Genomic DNA, 15,021 nt, shown 5'->3' with positions numbered 1-15,021 from the left:
AGCCTAGCGGCCGGCGAACGGATGCCGCGAGCACGCGTTCATTCCGCGACATCCGCGTCGCGACGTCGTAGCATCGCTCCTGCGGGCCCCCATCCCGCCACCCCGATCCGCTTCCCACCCCTCCGCTCCGCACACCCCCGCTGCCACCAGGAGTCCGGATGACCGACCTCGCCGACGACGACCTCGCCCCGACACCGGGCGAGCGCGCGGACGCGCCCGTGCCCGTGATCCCGTCGCACGCCGAAGGCCGGACCGGCGCGCACGCGCAGCCGATCGAGGTGCCGAGCGTGCCCGCCCGCCGGTCGGTCGTCGACCGGCGCCGGTACTTCCTCAGCAGCGTCGAGCCGAGCGGCGAGTTCGACGCGGTCATCATCGCGGTGACGGATGGCGCGCGCCGCCGCTACTTCACCACGCGCGACGGCGTGCGGATGGACGAGGTCGACCACGACTGGTTCGACCGCCGCAGCAGCGAGGGCGGCCGGTCGCTCCTGGAACTCGACGACCGCGAGCTCGGCGAGCTCGAGGCGGAACTCGGGTTCGTGCGGCCCGTCCGCGGCCGCGACCCGATCGCGGAGGCGGAGGAGGAGGCCGGAGACGACGTGGACGAGCACCCGCAGCCCGAGCGGGACGATGACGCGGAGGGCGTGACGGAGGACGCGGAGACGACCGCCTCGGAGTCGCGACGCTCGACGTTCGTGCACGCCGCGCCCGTGGCGTCCGTCGACGAGTCCGAGCCGGTGGCATCCGTCGACGAGTCCGAGCCCGCGGCATCCGTCGACGAGGCCGAGCCGGTGGCATCCGTCGACGACGCGGAACGCGAGACCGCACCCGACCCCGACCCGGAGCCCGAGCCCCAGCCCGCTGCCGCGGAACCTCCGACACTGGCCGGCACGGAAGCCGTCGAGCAGGTCGCGCTCGCGAAGGGCATCGCGTTCGTCGCGCACCGCGGGCAGCTCGACCGGGGCGGCGCGCCCTACATCGATCACCCGGGTCGCATGGCCGAGCGGTTCGACCCCGCGACGCACCCCCTCGAGGCGGCGGCGGCCTGGCTGCACGACGTGCTCGAGGACACGCCGGTGACCGCGCACGAGCTCTTCGAGGCCGGTGTCCGGCCCGACGTCATCGAGGTCGTCCGGCTGCTGACGCGCTCGCCGGGGGTCGCGGCCGAGGAGTACTACGCGCGTATCCGCGCCCACGACGCGGCCCGGCGGGTGAAGCTCGCCGACATCGACGACAACACGGCGCGCTGGCGACTGCGTCGGCTCGACTACGAGACGCAGCTCCGCCTCGTCGAGAAGTACCGGGTGGCCCGCCGCGCGCTCGGCGGGTGACGGCGCGGCGCGAGGGCCATCCGGTCGGGGGTCAGCGCAGCACCGACACCCCCAGCGTGGCGAGCACGCCGAACACGACGCCCCACATGACGATCGAGATCGTCTGCCAGAGGATCACCGCGTTCTTCGACGCGCCGAACGACACCATCGCGGCCGAGGTGATCTGGCTGGGCAGGATCGTCTGCCCGAGCAGGCTCACGCCGGGCACGCCATAGCGGTCGAACCGTTCCCGGAGCCGCCGGCGTCGCGGCGACTCCTCGACCGGATCGCCGCCGAGGTCGTCCCCGCGGCCGGCGGCGACCCGGGTGCGCACGCGGTGGGCGCTCAGCACCACGACGACCATGGAGACGAAGTTGCCGACGATCGCCGCGATGATCGCGACGACCGGGTTGAGCCCGGCGAGCACGCCGATGACGGCGCCCGCGTACGACTCGACGAACGGGATGGCGGCGGCGAGCATGACCCCGAACCACTGGAGGAAGACGGGGAGGGAGGAGGTGAAGTCCTGGAGCGCTTCGATCATGCCTCCAGCCTCGCGTCGCGCGCCGCTCCCGCCCAGTGTCGCGGCGTCACCGGTTGCCGGGTGATCGCGCACGCAGGACCGTGACAAATGTCATGGGCCTACGCTCGGGGGCATGGCTCCACCACGCGACTCCGCCCGCGGAGTCCACGCCACCTGGCTCTACACGCTCAGCTCGATCGTCTTCGTGCTCATCCTGCTCGACGGGTTCCTCCTGCTCGCGCTCGCCGAGGCGATGGCGGACGGAGCGGATCCGGCGACCGTGGCGCTCGTCGTGGCGGTGCTCCTGTCGGTCGTGGTGCAGGTGCGGTACGCGTGGTTCCTGCGCGTCGGCCGCGGTGGCGGGCTGCCCGCGACCGGGTGGACGGTGGCGCTGCTCGCCCCGGCGGGAGCCGCATGGGTGATCGGCCTCGTCGCCCCGGGAGGGTCGCTGCTCGGCGCGCTGCCGCTGTGGGTCGCGATCTGCCTGGTCGCGGCCCTGCTGCCGAAGTCGGCGCGCTGGGCGCTGCTCGTCGGGGGCGCGGCACTCACGGCGTGCCATCCGCTGCTGGCGGGAGTGATCGGCCGCGGCGTCCAGGCGGGCGCCGGGCCGGGCACCGGCGTGCTCGTGTTCTACTCGGCGTTTCTGCCGTTCATGGTCCTCACGAGCCTCTGGTGGTGGCAGATCGTGGTCGAGCTCGACCGTCACCGCCGCGCGGCCGCCGAGCTCGCCGTCGCGCAGGAGCGGCTGCGGTTCGCCTCCGACCTGCACGACATCCAGGGCCACCACCTGCAGGTCATCTCGCTGAAGTCGGAGCTCGCCGAGCGGCTCCTCTCGATCGATCCGGATGCCGCGCGCGAGCACGTGCACGAGACCCGCCTGATCGCGAAGCAGGCCCTCGAGGAGACCCGCCGACTCGTCGCCGGCTACCGCGAGGTCGCCCTCGATGACGAGCTCGAGAACGCCCGCGAGGTGCTCGCCGCCGCGGGGGCCCGGTGCGAGCTGCACGTGGGCGACCTGCCGACGGATGCCGCGACGCGGACCGTGCTCGCATCGGTGGTGCGCGAGGCGACGACGAACATCCTGCGGCACAGCGAGGCGTCGCAGGTGCGGATCGCACTCGCGGCCGCGGACGGCCGGGTGACGCTCGAGATCGAGAACGACGGCGTCGCCGACCCCGCTCCGGACCCCGCTCCGGACGGCGCGACGGCCGAGGCGGTGACGGATGCCGCGCGGCGGGTGCCGGGCAGCGGACTCGCCGGACTGCGGGACCGACTCGCCGCGGTCGGCGGACGCCTCGACGCGGGGCCGGTTGCGACGGGCGAGCGGTTCGTGCTCCGGGCGACCGTGCCCGTCGCGGTCGGCGCCACGGCCGGGGTGGGCGAATGAGCACCGGCGCGGACGCGGCGGGTGGCGGCATCCGTCTGCTCATCGCCGACGACGAGCACCTCATCAGGGGCGCGCTCGCGGCGCTGCTCGGCCTGGAGCCGGACATCGAGGTGGTCGCGAGCGTCGACAACGGCCTCGCGGCGATCGAGCAGGCGGCGGCGACCCGGCCCGACGTGTGCCTGCTCGACCTCGAGATGCCCGGCGCCGACGGGATCGAGGCGGCCACGCGCATCCTCGCGACGGTGCCGACGCGCGTCGTGATCGTGACGCGGCACGCGCGGCCGGGCGTGCTGCGACGCGCGCTCGCGGCTCGCGTGTCGGGGTTCGTGCCGAAGTCGACGCCCGCCGAGGAGCTCGCCCACGTCATCCGCGATGTGGCCGCCGGCCGCCGCTACATCGACCCGGAGATCGCCGCGACCGCGCTCACCGCCGAGCGGTGCCCGCTCACCGACCGCGAGCTCGACGCGCTCCGCTTCAGCCGCTCGACGATGAGCGTGGTGCAGATCGCCGATCGGCTGCATCTCGCGCCGGGCACCGTGCGCAACTACCTCTCGTCGGCGATGACGAAGCTCGGCGCCGCCTCGCGGCACGAGGCCGCCGAGATCGCGTGGCAGCAGGGGTGGATCTGATCGGGACGGGCGGGGCGCGCTGCGCCGCGCCCGCCCGGACGGGCAGCGCGCGCCGCGCCGCGGCCGCTCAGGCGAGGTCGGCGAGCGCCGCGCTCTCGGCCGACGCCGAGGCGCCCGGCCAGCCGCCGCGGTGCCGGCAGGCAGCCGCGGCCCAGCGGGCGCCGCGCTCCAGGGCGACCTCCTGCCCCAGTCCGCCCACGCGGGCATCGACGTAGCCCGCGATGAAGGCGTCGCCGGCGCCGGTGGTGTCGACGACGTCGGTCGGCATCGCGTGCTGCGCGAACCACGCCGAGCCGTCCGTCGCGACGGCGCCCGCGGCGCCGCGCGTCACGACCGCGAACCGGGCGCCGCCCTCGAGGGCGGCCACGGCCCAGGCGCGGGCATCGCCGTCTTCGCCGACCGACCCGAATGCGACGTCGAGGTCGGTGAAGCCCGCGGAGACGGCGCAGTCCTGGCTCACGATCGGCCCGCTGCCGCGGGCGTCCCGCCGCCAGCGCAGCTGCGCGCGGAGCTCGTCGGCTCGGGGCAGCATGCCGACGTGCACCCAGCGGGCCCCCGCCAGCCGCTCGAGCTGCGCATCGCTCGGGAAGTAGTCCGCCGTCACCCCGAAGTCCTCGTGCTCGAAGACGCGGTCGCCGTCGGTGACCCGGATGGTCGTGACGGCGGTCGCCCCGGGCAGGGTCACGAGGCCGGCCGGGTCGATCCCGGCGCGATGGAGACCGCGCGTGATCGTGCGCGCGTGTGCGTCGGCGCCCACGGCACCGAAGTACGCGACGGTGCCCCCGCGCATCGCGAGCTGCGCGGCGACGTTGAACGCGTTGCCGCCCGCGAACCGGGCGGACTCGTCGCCGACGTACCGGTCGATCGTGTTGTCGCCGACCGTCGCGACGACGAGGCCGCTCGATCCGCGGGAGGCGCGCATCATGCGGTCGGTCTCAGTACTGCAGCTGCCGGTAGTAGCGGCGCGTCGTGAGCGGGTGGTCGCGGAGCACCTCGAGGTGGGCGCTCACCCGCTCGAGGGCGGTCGCGAGCAGCGCGGGCGCCAGGAGCGCGCGCACCTCCGGGGTGAAGCCGAGCAGCTCGAAGTCGGCGGTGTCGATCACCTGCAGGGTGTCGGTGATGCGCGGCACGAACGCCTCGACCCGCTCGACGAGGGCGCGGCCGGCATCCTCGCCCTTCAGTGCGATGACGCTCACGCCCGGCTCGAGCAGCTCGAGCGTGCCGTGGAAGAAGTCCGACGCGTGGACGGGCCGCGTGCGGATCCACTGCATCTCCTCGAGGATGCACATGCCGTAGTAGAACGCCTCCGGCCAGCTTGCGCCGGCGCCCGTGATCACGTGGTAGTCCGACCCGGCGATGACGCGCGCGAGCTCGGCCGCGCGCGGCTCGAACGAGCGCTTCACGCCGAGCAGCGCGTCCGGCAGGGTGGCGAGCTGGGCGAGCACGGCGTCGTAGTCGTCGAACTCGCCGCGGGCGCGCATGATCGACAGCGCGATGAGCAGCGACTGCACCGTGAACGTCTCGCTCGAGGTGTCGTCGGCGGCGAACGTCGTGAGGTTCCGGTCGGCCCGCTCGGCGAGGGGCGTGTCGGCGTGCCCGGTGAGGGTGAGCACGGTGGCGCCGCGCTCCTGGGCGTACTCGAGCACGCGGATGCTCTCGGCGGTCGTGCCCGAGAGCGACGGGATCACGACGATCGAGCCGGGACCGAGGTGCACCGACCCGGTCTCGACGAGCTCGGCGGGCATCTCGTGGAACGTCGGGAACGTGGACCGGGTCTGCAGCAGCCGCACCGCGGGCTGCATGAGGATCCCGGCACCGCCCGAGCCGAGGAAGAAGACGTTCGCGGCCCCGGCGTCGAGGCGTTCGCGGATGAACGCGTCGATGGGTCCGGCGAGTGCGACGGCGCCGGCCTGGATGCCCAGGAAGCGGGCCTCGTCGAAGTTCAGCATGGTGGTCCTTTCGTGGTGGTGGGGTCGTGGCGGTGCCGCCCGGATGGCGCGGCGCCGCGAGGTCAGGCGGCGGAACGCGCCGCGAGCTCGCGCTCCACGGCGGCGAGGCACTGCTCGAGCGCGGGCCGCGGGTCGAACGCGTAGGTGCCGTCGCCGAAGAGCTCGAACGTGGCGAAGCCGTCGTAGCCGCGGCGGGCGAGGGCGGCGAGGATCTCGCCGAGCGGCAGGTCGCCGTCGCCCCAGGCGAGGTGCCCGGCCGGCGTGCCGTCGACGAGGTGCACGTGGCGGATCCGGTCGCCGAGGGCGTCGAAGTAGCTGTCGACGGTGTCGCCCGCGACGGCCATCGCGACGGTGTCGAGCGCCGCACCCAGGTTGGGCGCGCCGATCTCGTCGAGCATGCGCGCCAGCGTCGCGGCGTCGTTGACGAGGTTCGACTCGACCCGCTGCAGCGGTTCCAGCACGCACTCGAGCCCGAGCGTGGCGGCATAGGCGGCGATCTCGCCGATCGCGTCGACCGAACGCCGCCACGCGGCATCCGTCGGCTCGTCTTCGAAGCCCCGCCCGGGCGTCAGGAACAGCATGGGCGACCCGAGTTCGCCGCACAGCTCGGCCGCGCGACGGAACATCGCGATGCTCGACGCCCGCAGCCACGGCACCGGCGAGGCGACGTTCACGGGGTAGATCACCTGCTCGGGCGTCAGGCACTGCACCGCGAGGCCGCGTTCGGCGAGCCGGCGACGGATGCCGCGGGCCTCCTCGGCGCTCACGTGCGGCACGTGCAGGTGCGGCGCGATGCCCCACAGCTCGACGCGCTCGCGGCCGAGGTCGACCATGTCGTCGAGGAACCGGTCGAACGGCAGGTGCTGGTACGAGAAGTTCGACCCGGTGATCCGGTCGAGGCGGATGCCGCTCACTTGCCGATCCCGTCGGCGAGGCCCTTGATGAAATACCGCTGGCAGGCGAAGAACAGCACGACGACGGGCAGCGCGGCGATGACCATGCCGGCGAACACGACCGGGTAGTCGGTGCCGTGCTTGCTCATGAGGCTCGTGAGTCCCACCGGGAGCGTCTGCATCTCGGTCCCGCTCGTGAACACCATCGCGAACAGGTACTCGTTCCAGGCGAACAGGATGTGCAGGATCACGACCGAGATGATGATCGGCCGGCACATGGGCAGGATGACGCGCCAGAACGCGGTCCACCGGCTGGCGCCGTCGACCTCCGCCGCCTCGTCGACCTCGCGGGGGAGGTCGATCATGTACGCCCGGATGAGGAACGTCGTGAACGGGATGCGGAACGCGGTGTAGAGGATGAGCAGCGCCCAGAAGGTGTTGTACAGGCCCATCGACTGGAACATCTTCACGAGCGGCACGAGCGCGACGGTCGGGGCGAGCATGAGCCCGCCGAGGATGACGGCCGCCCACGTCCGCGACAGCGGGATGTTCACCCGGGTGAGGCCGTACGCCGCCCACGCGCTGATGAACACGGTCGCGATCGTCGAGGTGACCGTGACGAGGATGCTCGTCGTGAGGTAGTTGCTGACGCCGCGGTTCCAAGCGGCCGCGTAGTTGTCCCAGCCCCACTGCAGCGGCAGCGCGAACGGGTTGCCGAACAGCTCGGCGTTGGTCTTGAAGCCGTTCAGCACCATCCAGGTGAGCGGGTAGACGACGACCACGACGAGGCAGAGCAGGAAGCTCCAGACGAAGACGCGACCGACCGTGCCGGCGAACGAGAGACGGGTCACCATTCCACCCTTCTGCGGCGGTTGATCCAGAGCTGCACGAGCGCGATCGCGAGCGTGACGACGAAGATGACGGTCGCGATGGCCGCGGCGTAGCCGAAGTCGTTGCGCACGAACCCGTTGCGGTAGAGCCAGGTGCCGAGCACCTGCGTGGAGTTGTTCGGGCCGCCCGAGGTCATGACCATGACCTCGTTGAAGACCTGGAACGCGCCCGAGATCGTGACGATGATCATGAGCCCCGTCATCTCGCGCACGAGGGGCAGGGTGATCGTGAAGAAGCGGCGGATGGTGCCGATACCGTCGATCGCGGCGGCCTCGTAGAGCTCGGAGGGGATCCGCTGGATCGCGACCGCGAAGAGCAGCGTCGAGTAGCCGAATCCCTGCCACTGGCTCATGGCGATGACGGCGACCATGGCGGTGCTCTCCTGTCCGAGCCACGGCTGCGCCCACGCGGCGAGGCCGATCTGCTCGAGCACGTGGTTGAGCAACCCGAGGTTGGGTTCGTAGATGAAGTAGAAGAGGAGCCCGGCGACGGTGAGCGAGATCGCGGACGGCACGAAGTAGATCGCGCGCAGGCTGCGGCGCCAGCGGTCGCTGCGGATGCCCTCGATGATCGCGGCGAGCACGATCGCGCCGAACACCTGGAAGGCGAGCGAGATCACCGCGTAGAGCACGTTGTTGCCGAGCGACGACCAGAAGATCGGGTCGCGCACGAGCTTGGCGTAGTTGTCGGCCCCGATGAACTCCTGGCTGCCGCTGTAGATGTCCCACTCCATCGTGGAGAACCCGAGGTTCTGCACGAGCGGCAGGTACACGAAGACGGCGAGGACGACGAGCGCCGGCAGGATCCACGCCAGGCCGGCGAGGCGACGGATGCCGCGGCGTGGGAGTCGGACGCGGCGGCCCGGCGGGGTGCCGGCGGCCTGGGCCACCGGCACCGCGCCGACGCGCTCACTGGGCTGCGTCAGAAGCATTCCGCACGCTCTCGAGGATCTGCTCGGGCGTCGAGCCGCCGCTGATGAGGGCCTCGCCGCCGGCGAGCCAGGCGTCGGCGACCTCGGGCACGGTCACGGTGTCGAGCCAGATGACGAGGTCGGAGGCCTCGTTCACCTTGGTGATGCCGTCGTAGACGGCGACGCTCGACGTCTCGGGGGTGACCGCGCCGACCACGGTGCTCGGCTGGCCGTAGGGCGGCGACGAGAGCGTCGTGGCGTTCTCGAGGGTGGTGGCGAACTTCATGAAGTCCACCGCGAGGGCCGCGCGGGGCGACCTGGCGTTGATGAGGTAGCCCTCGGGGGAGCCCTCGATCGCCTCGGGGTCGCCCTCCGCGCCCTCGGGGACGGGCAGCGGGAAGATGCCGAACTCCTCCGGCGTCAGGGTGTTGCCCTCGGCCGTGACGGTGTCGAACTCGAGGATCTCCTGGTAGTACATCGCGGCCCGACCGCCGGCGAGGGCCTCCTGCGCGGTGGTGTAGAGCACGCCGTTGGTGCCCGTGCCGGTGTCGGTGCACTCGTCGACGAGCGTCTTGAACTGCTCGAGCGAGGCGACGTAGCCCGGGTGGTCCAGGGTCGCGGTCGCAGGCGAGAAGTCGTCCTGCAGCACGTCGGCGGGCACGTTGTACGCGAAGAGCTGCTGCAGGTAGTGCAGGGCCGGCCAGCCGTCCTTGTTGCCGAACGCGATCGGCTCGTAGCCGGCGGCGCGGAGGGGCGCGCAGCTCTCGATGAGCTCCTCGAACGTGGTGGGGACCTCGATGCCGACCTCCTCGAAGATCGCCGTGTTGTAGCCCATGAACTTGCCGTTGTTGTAGAGCGGGATGCCGTAGTACTTCCCGTCCACCTCGAAGGCGCTGAGCGAGGCCTCGCCGAAGGTGTCGCCCCACTCGGTGCCGGGGGCGATGACCTCGGTCAGGTCGGCGGCGAGGCCGCCGTCGATGAAGTTCTGCGCCCAGTTGCCGGTCCAGGTGAAGTAGATGTCGGGCAGGGCGCCGGATGCGGTGAGCGTCTTCGTCTTGTCCTTGACGCTCTGGTCGGTCTCCTGGATGAGCTCGACGGTCACGTCGGGGTGGAGCTCCTCGTACTCCGCCGCGAGGGTCTCGAAGTACGGGCCGAGCGGGTCGCCGCCGAACTTCGTGAGGATGCTGAGGGTGCCGGAGTACTCCGGCTCGGCGCTGATGTCGGCAGCCGGGGCGGCGTTGCCCCCGGCGCATCCGGCGAGAGCGAGCGCGGATGCCGCGGCGAGGGCGGTGACTGCGGTGATTCTCGGTGCGTGCATGGTCTTCCTTTTGGTCGAGGCGAAGGTCGGACCAGACCGGAGGTGGACGCTCCGGCGACCCGCCGTTGGATCGAGGTGTGACGCGGACTTGCTTGGTGGGGCATGACTTTACACAGAATCTGATACCGGTACCAGAGTTTTTCTCGGGCGAATCGAGATCGATACATCGCCGTAACGGTTCGGCGGGTGCGAGTGAGCGATATCTGCACATATAAAGCGCCGATCAAAGGCAATTATGGCGACCCGCGACCCGGGCGGGACCCGCCGATGTTGTTGACGCCCCGATCGGCGTATGTCAGCATGATGCCGACCTGATACCGGTACCAGATCACGACGACCTGCCGGTTCCGCATCGAAAGGACCACCATGCTCGAGACCACGCTGCTCGGCTTCGACGAGACCACCTTCCGAGCGCAGACGGCCAGCGCCGTCGCGCTCCGCCCGCAGATCGAGGAGGTCGTCGACCGCCTCCGCGCCGAGGGCTTCGCCAACCTCTTCCTCATCGGCGCCGGCGGCACGTACGCCGCGATGTGGCCGTACGAGCACCTCGCCCGCCGCAGCTCGACGCTCCCGGTGCGCGCGGTCATCGCCGCCGAGCTCATCGAGTCCGGCGACGCGACGCTCGGCGCCGACTCCGTCGCGATCTTCACGTCCGTGTCGGGCACCACCGACGACAGCCTGCGCGCGATCGAGTACTGCAAGCAGCGCGGCGTGACCACGATCGGCTTCACGGGCTATCCCGAGTCGCCCATCGCGCAGGCGGTCGACATCGCGCTCGTGTCGGAGCCGAAGACCTGGCCGTTCGACATGCAGATGCTGCTGTTCATGACCCGCCTGCTCTCGGAGCGCGGCGAGTTCGAGGGCTACGAGCGGTTCGCCGACGAGCTGCAGGTGCTGCCCGACGTGCTCGTGCAGGTCGCCGAGCAGGCCGAGCCCGCGGCATCCGCCTTCGCCGAGGCGCACGCCGGCACCGACTACCACTTCCTCGTCGGCGGCGGGAACCTGTGGGGCTTCACCTACCTCTACTCGATGTGCATCCTCGAGGAGATGCAGTGGCTGCGCACCACGCGCGTGCACAGCGCCGAGTTCTTCCACGGCTCGCTCGAACTGCTCGAGGAGGACACGAGCGTCATCGTCTTCCAGGGCGAGGACGAGACCCGCGCGCTCACCGACCGCGTCGAGCGGTTCGCCAAGCGCATCTCGAAGGACGTGACCGTGTTCGACACGAAGGACTACCCGCTCGAGGGCATCAGCCCCGAGTTCCGCGGGCTCCTGGCGCCGCTCGTGCTCGACACGGTCATGGGCCGGGTGTCGAAGCACCTCGAGCGGGTGCGCGAGCACTCCCTCGACCTGCGTCGCTACTACCGCGTGCTCGACTACTGAGCCGCACCGACGGATGCCTCGTGGCCGCTGACCGCGCCGCGAGGCATCCGTCGACCTCGACCACCCCCTCGACCACCCCGTCCTCAGGAGACGCACATGCGCGTACTCGGCTTCGGCGACAACATCGTCGACCGCTTCCTCGACCGCGGCCTCGACTACCCCGGCGGCAACAGCGTCAACGTCGCCGTGTTCGCCCACCGCCTCGGCGCCGACGCCGGCTATCTCGGCGTGTTCGGCGACGACGAGGCGGGCGAGCTGCTGCGCGAGGCGATCGCGGCGGAGGGCGTCGACGTCGGCCGGTGCGTCGTCCGGGCGGGGGAGAGCGGGGTGTCGACCCTGCGCGTCGAGGACGGCGAGCGCACGTTCCTCGGCTGGAACGGCGGCGGCGTCACCGTCCGCTCGCCGCTCGAGCTCGACGACGACCTGCTCGCCTACGCGGCGAGCTTCGACCTCGTGCACTCGAGCGTGTACTCGCGCAGCGAGTCGCAGCTGCCGAAGCTCGCGGGCACCGGTGCGCTCGTGTCGTTCGACCTGTCGAGCGAGGACGAGTTCCGGACCGACGCCTACCTCGACCTGGTGGCGCCGCACGCCGACCTGGTGCTGCTGTCGTGCTCGCACCTCGGGCTCGACGAGACGGAGGCGCTCCTCGCGCGGGCCGTCGACCGCGGGGCATCCGTCGCCCTCGCGACCCGCGGTACGGACGGCGCCGTCGTCACCGACGGCACGCTCACCGTCGCCGCCCCGGCGCGGCTCGTCGAGGACCCGGCCACGATCGTCGACACCATGGGCTGCGGGGATGCGTTCCTCGCGGGGTTCGTCGTCTCCCTGCTCGGCAGCGGATGGACGCGCGCCTCAGCGCCGTCGCGTGATCGGCTCGCGGCCGCGCTCGCCGCCGGGGCGGATGCCGCGTACGACCAGTGCTTCGTCGAGGGCGCGTTCGGTCGCGCGCGCCCGTCCGGCCCTCCCGTCACCCTCGCCGCCGAGCCCGTCGCGGCTACCATGGCGACAGTCGAGGCGCACGGGTGAAAGGGCGGCACGGGAGCATGGCGGAACGCGAGCGAACACCCAGCCCGCCCACCATCTCCGAGGTCGCCGCGACCGCGGGCGTCGGCCGCGCGACCGCCGCCCGCACGCTCGGAGGCTACGGCTACGTGAGCCCCGAGCTCCGCGAGCGCGTGCTCGCCGCGGCCGAGCAGCTCGGCTACCGGGCGAACGCGCTCGCGCGCAGCATGTCGACGGGCGTCACGCACACACTCGGCGTCATCGTCGCCGACATCGGCAACCCGTTCTTCGCCGGCGTCGTCCGCGGCATCTCCGACACGTCGCGGGAGCGCGGCTTCGACACGATCGTGCTGAGCACGCACGAGTCGCTCAGCGAGGAGATCGCCGCCATGAACGTGCTCATCGACAAGCGCGTCGACGGCGTCATCGTCGCCTCGGCGGCGGTCGAGCGAGCGGATGTCGCGCACCTCACGGCGGCGATCGAGCGCGGCATCCCCGTGGTGCTCGTCGACCGCGAGGTCTCGCACCTCGACCTCGATGCGGTCGTGATCGACAACCGCGAGGCGGCCCGCGAGGCCGTCGATTCCCTGATCCGGGCGGGCCACACCCGCATCGGCTTCGTCTGGGGCCCCACGACCGAGGGGCGGCCGGCGACCCGCCGCGAGCTGCTCGCCGCGGCATCCCGCAACCTCTGGACCGACGCGGAACGCCTCCGCGGCTACCTCGACGCGCTCGACGACGCGGGGATCCCCTTCGACCCCGACCTGGTCATGGTCGGCGAGAAGACCGAGTCGCGGGCCACCGACGAGGTGACGCGCATGCTGGCGCTGCCCGAGCGGGCGACCGCGGTGTTCTGCACCGAGACCGACGCCATGACCGGGTCGCTGCGCGCGGTGCGCGCCGCGGGCCTCGCCTACCCGGCCGACGTGTCGCTCATCGGTTTCGACGACAGCTCGTGGGCCGCGGTCATGGATCCGCCGCTGACGATGATCGAGCAGCCCATGCACGAGCTCGGCGAGACGGCCGCCGCGACCCTGCTCTCCCTCATCGACGGCAAGGCCACGCCGCGTTCCCGCCACACCCTCGAGACCAAGCTCATCTCGCGGGCGTCGGTGTCGGCGCCGCCGGTCGCGGATCGCTAGCAGCCGGTCGGGGCACCGGCAACCTCCTTGCCCGGCGGCGACGCGGGTCGAAGACTGGCGCGGACCGCCGAGCCGGGGAGGACCCATGCCGAGTGACCGCGGTGCCGCACCCGCGGCGCGCACGACGACGGATGCGGCGCCCGAGCGCGCCCGCGGCCGGAACCTCGCCTCCGGCGTGCTGCTCGGCATCGGGGTGGCCGCGTTCATCGACGAGGCGGTGTTCCACCAGCTGCTCCACTGGCACCACTTCTACGACCGGTCGACGCCCGACATCGGGCTGGTCTCCGACGGGATCTTCCACGCGTTCGGCTGGTTCGCGACGGTGGGGGGACTGTTCCTCCTCGCCGACCTGTCTCGTCGGCACTCGGTGCAGTGGATGCGCTGGTGGGGCGCGGTGCTGCTCGGTTCCGGCGGCTTCCAGTTGTTCGACGGCACGGTGCTCCACAAGGCGCTCGGGGTTCACCAGATCCGGTACGGCGTCGACCTGCTGCCGTACGACCTGGTGTGGAACGGCGTCTCGGTCGCGCTGATCGTCGTCGGGGCCCTCCTGCTCGTGAGTGCACGGCGGCGCGGCGATGCCTGAGCATGCGGCGTCGTCGGCGTGGCCCGGCGAGCTGATCCTCGTTGCGGTGCTGCTGGCGGTCGGCGGATGCTACGTCGCCGCCGTCATCCGCTCGCGCCGCCGTCGGCCGTGGCCGCTCGCGCGGACGGCGTGCTGGCTGCTGGGGCTCGGCGCCGTGTACGCGGGGCTCGCCGGTCTGGTCGCGGGGGCGGGCGGTTCGGCGTTCGTGGCGCACATGGCCGGGCACCTGCTGGTCGGGATGGTGGCCCCGTTGCTGCTGGTGCTGGCTGCGCCGGTGACGCTCGCGCTGCGCTCGCTCGCGGTGGTGCCGGCGCGGCGCCTGTCGGCGCTGCTCCGTTCACGGCCGGTTCGGTTCGTCGCGCATCCGGTGACCGCGACGGTGCTGAACGTCGGCGGACTGTGGGTGCTCTACACGACGGACCTGTTCGTGCGGATGCACGCGAACCCGTTCCTGGCCGCGGCCGTGACTGCGCACGTCCTCGTCGCCGGCTACCTCTTCACAGCGTCGATGATCGGACGGGACCCGGCGCCGCACCGGCCGGGTCCGGCGTTCCGTACCGTCGTCCTGCTCGTCGCCTTCGCCGGGCACGGCGTGCTCGCCAAGTGGATCGCGGCCCACCCGCCCGCGGGGGTGAGCGCGGCGCAGGCGGAACTCGGCGCCGCGGTCATGTACTACGGCGGCGACGTCGTCGACGTCGCCATCCTGGTGATCCTGCTCGCGGGCTGGTACCGCGCCATGGCCCCGGGCCCGCGGGCGTCCGCGCCGTCGGCCGGACGGTGGTCGCCGTCCGCCGCCTGATCGCCGCGGCGCGCCCCGCTGGAGTGCCGTTCGTGCGATGGAGCCCGCTCGTCTGGCGGACTCCATCGGCGAAGCGGGACTCGAATCGGTCAGGACTCGTCGTCGGCGGGCAGCCGCGTCGGCTCGCCGCCGATCCCGGTGCCCTCGCCCGAGGGCGCGTCAGCCGTGGTCGTGCGGTGCTTGGCGACCTCCTCGTCATCCACCTGCGTCATGGGGATGCGGTCGCGGTCGGCGTCCTTGTTGTCGCCCGGGTCCTGGAAGCCCGTCGAGATGTCGGTCACGGTGTCTCCTTCCGTTTCCTC

General features: G+C 72.0%; 16 protein-coding genes. 8 read left to right on the top strand and 8 right to left on the bottom strand.

All coding sequences use genetic code 11. From position 1 onward, the window contains the following. Positions 1-158 precede the first annotated feature (158 nt). Positions 159-1,331: a hypothetical protein gene (locus RH861_RS11970; RefSeq protein WP_310521152.1), complete on the top strand. Its 1,173-nt coding sequence runs from the start codon at positions 159-161 to the stop codon at positions 1,329-1,331. 31 nt (positions 1,332-1,362) lie between these two features. Here the strand turns inward: RH861_RS11970 and RH861_RS11965 are convergent, their stop codons facing one another. Continuing rightward, positions 1,363-1,854: a hypothetical protein gene (locus tag RH861_RS11965; protein ID WP_310521151.1), complete on the bottom strand. Its 492-nt coding sequence runs from the start codon at positions 1,852-1,854 to the stop codon at positions 1,363-1,365. A 112-nt stretch (positions 1,855-1,966) separates the two neighbouring features. Between RH861_RS11965 and RH861_RS11960 the strand changes: the two genes are divergently transcribed. Together RH861_RS11960 and RH861_RS11955 are read left to right on the top strand one after the other, a co-directional pair. Next, positions 1,967-3,220, top strand: a complete 1,254-nt coding sequence (locus tag RH861_RS11960) for a sensor histidine kinase (protein ID WP_310521150.1) — start codon at positions 1,967-1,969, stop codon at positions 3,218-3,220. Further along, positions 3,217-3,849, top strand: coding sequence for a response regulator transcription factor (locus tag RH861_RS11955; protein WP_310521149.1), 633 nt, complete (start codon positions 3,217-3,219; stop codon positions 3,847-3,849). The genes RH861_RS11960 and RH861_RS11955 overlap by 4 nt, the downstream gene beginning before the upstream one ends. Positions 3,850-3,916: 67 nt before the next feature. Here the strand turns inward: RH861_RS11955 and RH861_RS11950 are convergent, their stop codons facing one another. The 6 genes from RH861_RS11950 to RH861_RS11925 form a co-directional block, all read right to left on the bottom strand. Continuing rightward, the gene (locus RH861_RS11950) at positions 3,917-4,774 is read right to left on the bottom strand and encodes a PfkB family carbohydrate kinase (protein ID WP_310521148.1); all 858 of its coding nucleotides are present in this window, start codon (positions 4,772-4,774) and stop codon (positions 3,917-3,919) included. Positions 4,775-4,784: 10 nt separating this feature from the next. After that, positions 4,785-5,798 carry an SIS domain-containing protein gene (locus RH861_RS11945; RefSeq protein ID WP_067945574.1) on the bottom strand — a complete coding sequence of 338 codons (1,014 nt, stop codon included), beginning with the start codon at positions 5,796-5,798 and terminating at the stop codon, positions 4,785-4,787. A 62-nt stretch (positions 5,799-5,860) separates the two neighbouring features. Next, positions 5,861-6,712 carry a sugar phosphate isomerase/epimerase family protein gene (locus RH861_RS11940; protein WP_310521147.1) on the bottom strand — a complete coding sequence of 284 codons (852 nt, stop codon included), beginning with the start codon at positions 6,710-6,712 and terminating at the stop codon, positions 5,861-5,863. Then, positions 6,709-7,545 (bottom strand): carbohydrate ABC transporter permease, encoded by an 837-nt coding sequence (locus RH861_RS11935; RefSeq protein ID WP_067945569.1) that lies wholly within the window; start codon positions 7,543-7,545, stop codon positions 6,709-6,711. The genes RH861_RS11940 and RH861_RS11935 overlap by 4 nt, the downstream gene beginning before the upstream one ends. Next, positions 7,539-8,513: a carbohydrate ABC transporter permease gene (locus tag RH861_RS11930; RefSeq protein WP_082846916.1), complete on the bottom strand. Its 975-nt coding sequence runs from the start codon at positions 8,511-8,513 to the stop codon at positions 7,539-7,541. The genes RH861_RS11935 and RH861_RS11930 overlap by 7 nt, the downstream gene beginning before the upstream one ends. Further along, the gene (locus RH861_RS11925) at positions 8,491-9,810 is read right to left on the bottom strand and encodes an ABC transporter substrate-binding protein (RefSeq protein ID WP_310521146.1); all 1,320 of its coding nucleotides are present in this window, start codon (positions 9,808-9,810) and stop codon (positions 8,491-8,493) included. Before RH861_RS11925 ends, RH861_RS11930 begins: the two co-directional genes overlap by 23 nt. A 366-nt stretch (positions 9,811-10,176) precedes the next feature. Here RH861_RS11925 and RH861_RS11920 point away from each other — a divergent pair, with 366 nt between their 5' ends. From RH861_RS11920 to RH861_RS11900, 5 genes are all read left to right on the top strand, one after another. After that, positions 10,177-11,193: an SIS domain-containing protein gene (locus tag RH861_RS11920; RefSeq protein ID WP_231878504.1), complete on the top strand. Its 1,017-nt coding sequence runs from the start codon at positions 10,177-10,179 to the stop codon at positions 11,191-11,193. 96 nt (positions 11,194-11,289) lie between these two features. Next, the gene (locus RH861_RS11915) at positions 11,290-12,219 is read left to right on the top strand and encodes a PfkB family carbohydrate kinase (protein WP_310521145.1); all 930 of its coding nucleotides are present in this window, start codon (positions 11,290-11,292) and stop codon (positions 12,217-12,219) included. 17 nt (positions 12,220-12,236) lie between these two features. Next, a complete protein-coding gene (locus RH861_RS11910; RefSeq protein ID WP_067945563.1) occupies positions 12,237-13,337 on the top strand; it encodes a LacI family DNA-binding transcriptional regulator in 1,101 nt (366 codons plus the stop codon). 85 nt (positions 13,338-13,422) lie between these two features. Then, positions 13,423-13,920: a DUF2243 domain-containing protein gene (locus RH861_RS11905; protein WP_310521144.1), complete on the top strand. Its 498-nt coding sequence runs from the start codon at positions 13,423-13,425 to the stop codon at positions 13,918-13,920. After that, positions 13,913-14,719 (top strand): cytochrome c oxidase assembly protein, encoded by an 807-nt coding sequence (locus RH861_RS11900; protein ID WP_310521143.1) that lies wholly within the window; start codon positions 13,913-13,915, stop codon positions 14,717-14,719. The genes RH861_RS11905 and RH861_RS11900 overlap by 8 nt, the downstream gene beginning before the upstream one ends. An 89-nt stretch (positions 14,720-14,808) precedes the next feature. Here RH861_RS11900 and RH861_RS11895 read toward each other — a convergent pair whose 3' ends face one another. Further along, positions 14,809-15,000, bottom strand: a complete 192-nt coding sequence (locus tag RH861_RS11895) for a hypothetical protein (protein WP_310521142.1) — start codon at positions 14,998-15,000, stop codon at positions 14,809-14,811. Between the last annotated feature and the right edge of the window lie 21 nt (positions 15,001-15,021).

Source organism: Agromyces indicus (assembly GCF_031432295.1).
GTDB classification, from domain to species: Bacteria; Actinomycetota; Actinomycetes; order Actinomycetales; family Microbacteriaceae; genus Agromyces; species Agromyces indicus.
Note: the sequence above shows the minus strand (reverse complement) of the source record. Positions and strands in the feature narration are given on the sequence as shown.

What these genes read in the sequence shown, in the direction of transcription:
- RH861_RS11930 (WP_082846916.1), bottom strand. Translation starts at nt 8,513, where the DNA reads ATGCTTCTGACGCAGCCCAGTGAGCGCGTCGGCGCGGTGCCGGTGGCC.
- RH861_RS11915 (WP_310521145.1), top strand. Translation starts at nt 11,290, where the DNA reads ATGCGCGTACTCGGCTTCGGCGACAACATCGTCGACCGCTTCCTCGAC.
- RH861_RS11950 (WP_310521148.1), bottom strand. Translation starts at nt 4,774, where the DNA reads ATGATGCGCGCCTCCCGCGGATCGAGCGGCCTCGTCGTCGCGACGGTC.
- RH861_RS11960 (WP_310521150.1), top strand. Translation starts at nt 1,967, where the DNA reads ATGGCTCCACCACGCGACTCCGCCCGCGGAGTCCACGCCACCTGGCTC.
- RH861_RS11900 (WP_310521143.1), top strand. Translation starts at nt 13,913, where the DNA reads ATGCCTGAGCATGCGGCGTCGTCGGCGTGGCCCGGCGAGCTGATCCTC.
- RH861_RS11970 (WP_310521152.1), top strand. Translation starts at nt 159, where the DNA reads ATGACCGACCTCGCCGACGACGACCTCGCCCCGACACCGGGCGAGCGC.
- RH861_RS11935 (WP_067945569.1), bottom strand. Translation starts at nt 7,545, where the DNA reads ATGGTGACCCGTCTCTCGTTCGCCGGCACGGTCGGTCGCGTCTTCGTC.
- RH861_RS11925 (WP_310521146.1), bottom strand. Translation starts at nt 9,810, where the DNA reads ATGCACGCACCGAGAATCACCGCAGTCACCGCCCTCGCCGCGGCATCC.
- RH861_RS11920 (WP_231878504.1), top strand. Translation starts at nt 10,177, where the DNA reads ATGCTCGAGACCACGCTGCTCGGCTTCGACGAGACCACCTTCCGAGCG.
- RH861_RS11965 (WP_310521151.1), bottom strand. Translation starts at nt 1,854, where the DNA reads ATGATCGAAGCGCTCCAGGACTTCACCTCCTCCCTCCCCGTCTTCCTC.
- RH861_RS11905 (WP_310521144.1), top strand. Translation starts at nt 13,423, where the DNA reads ATGCCGAGTGACCGCGGTGCCGCACCCGCGGCGCGCACGACGACGGAT.
- RH861_RS11945 (WP_067945574.1), bottom strand. Translation starts at nt 5,798, where the DNA reads ATGCTGAACTTCGACGAGGCCCGCTTCCTGGGCATCCAGGCCGGCGCC.
- RH861_RS11910 (WP_067945563.1), top strand. Translation starts at nt 12,237, where the DNA reads ATGGCGGAACGCGAGCGAACACCCAGCCCGCCCACCATCTCCGAGGTC.
- RH861_RS11955 (WP_310521149.1), top strand. Translation starts at nt 3,217, where the DNA reads ATGAGCACCGGCGCGGACGCGGCGGGTGGCGGCATCCGTCTGCTCATC.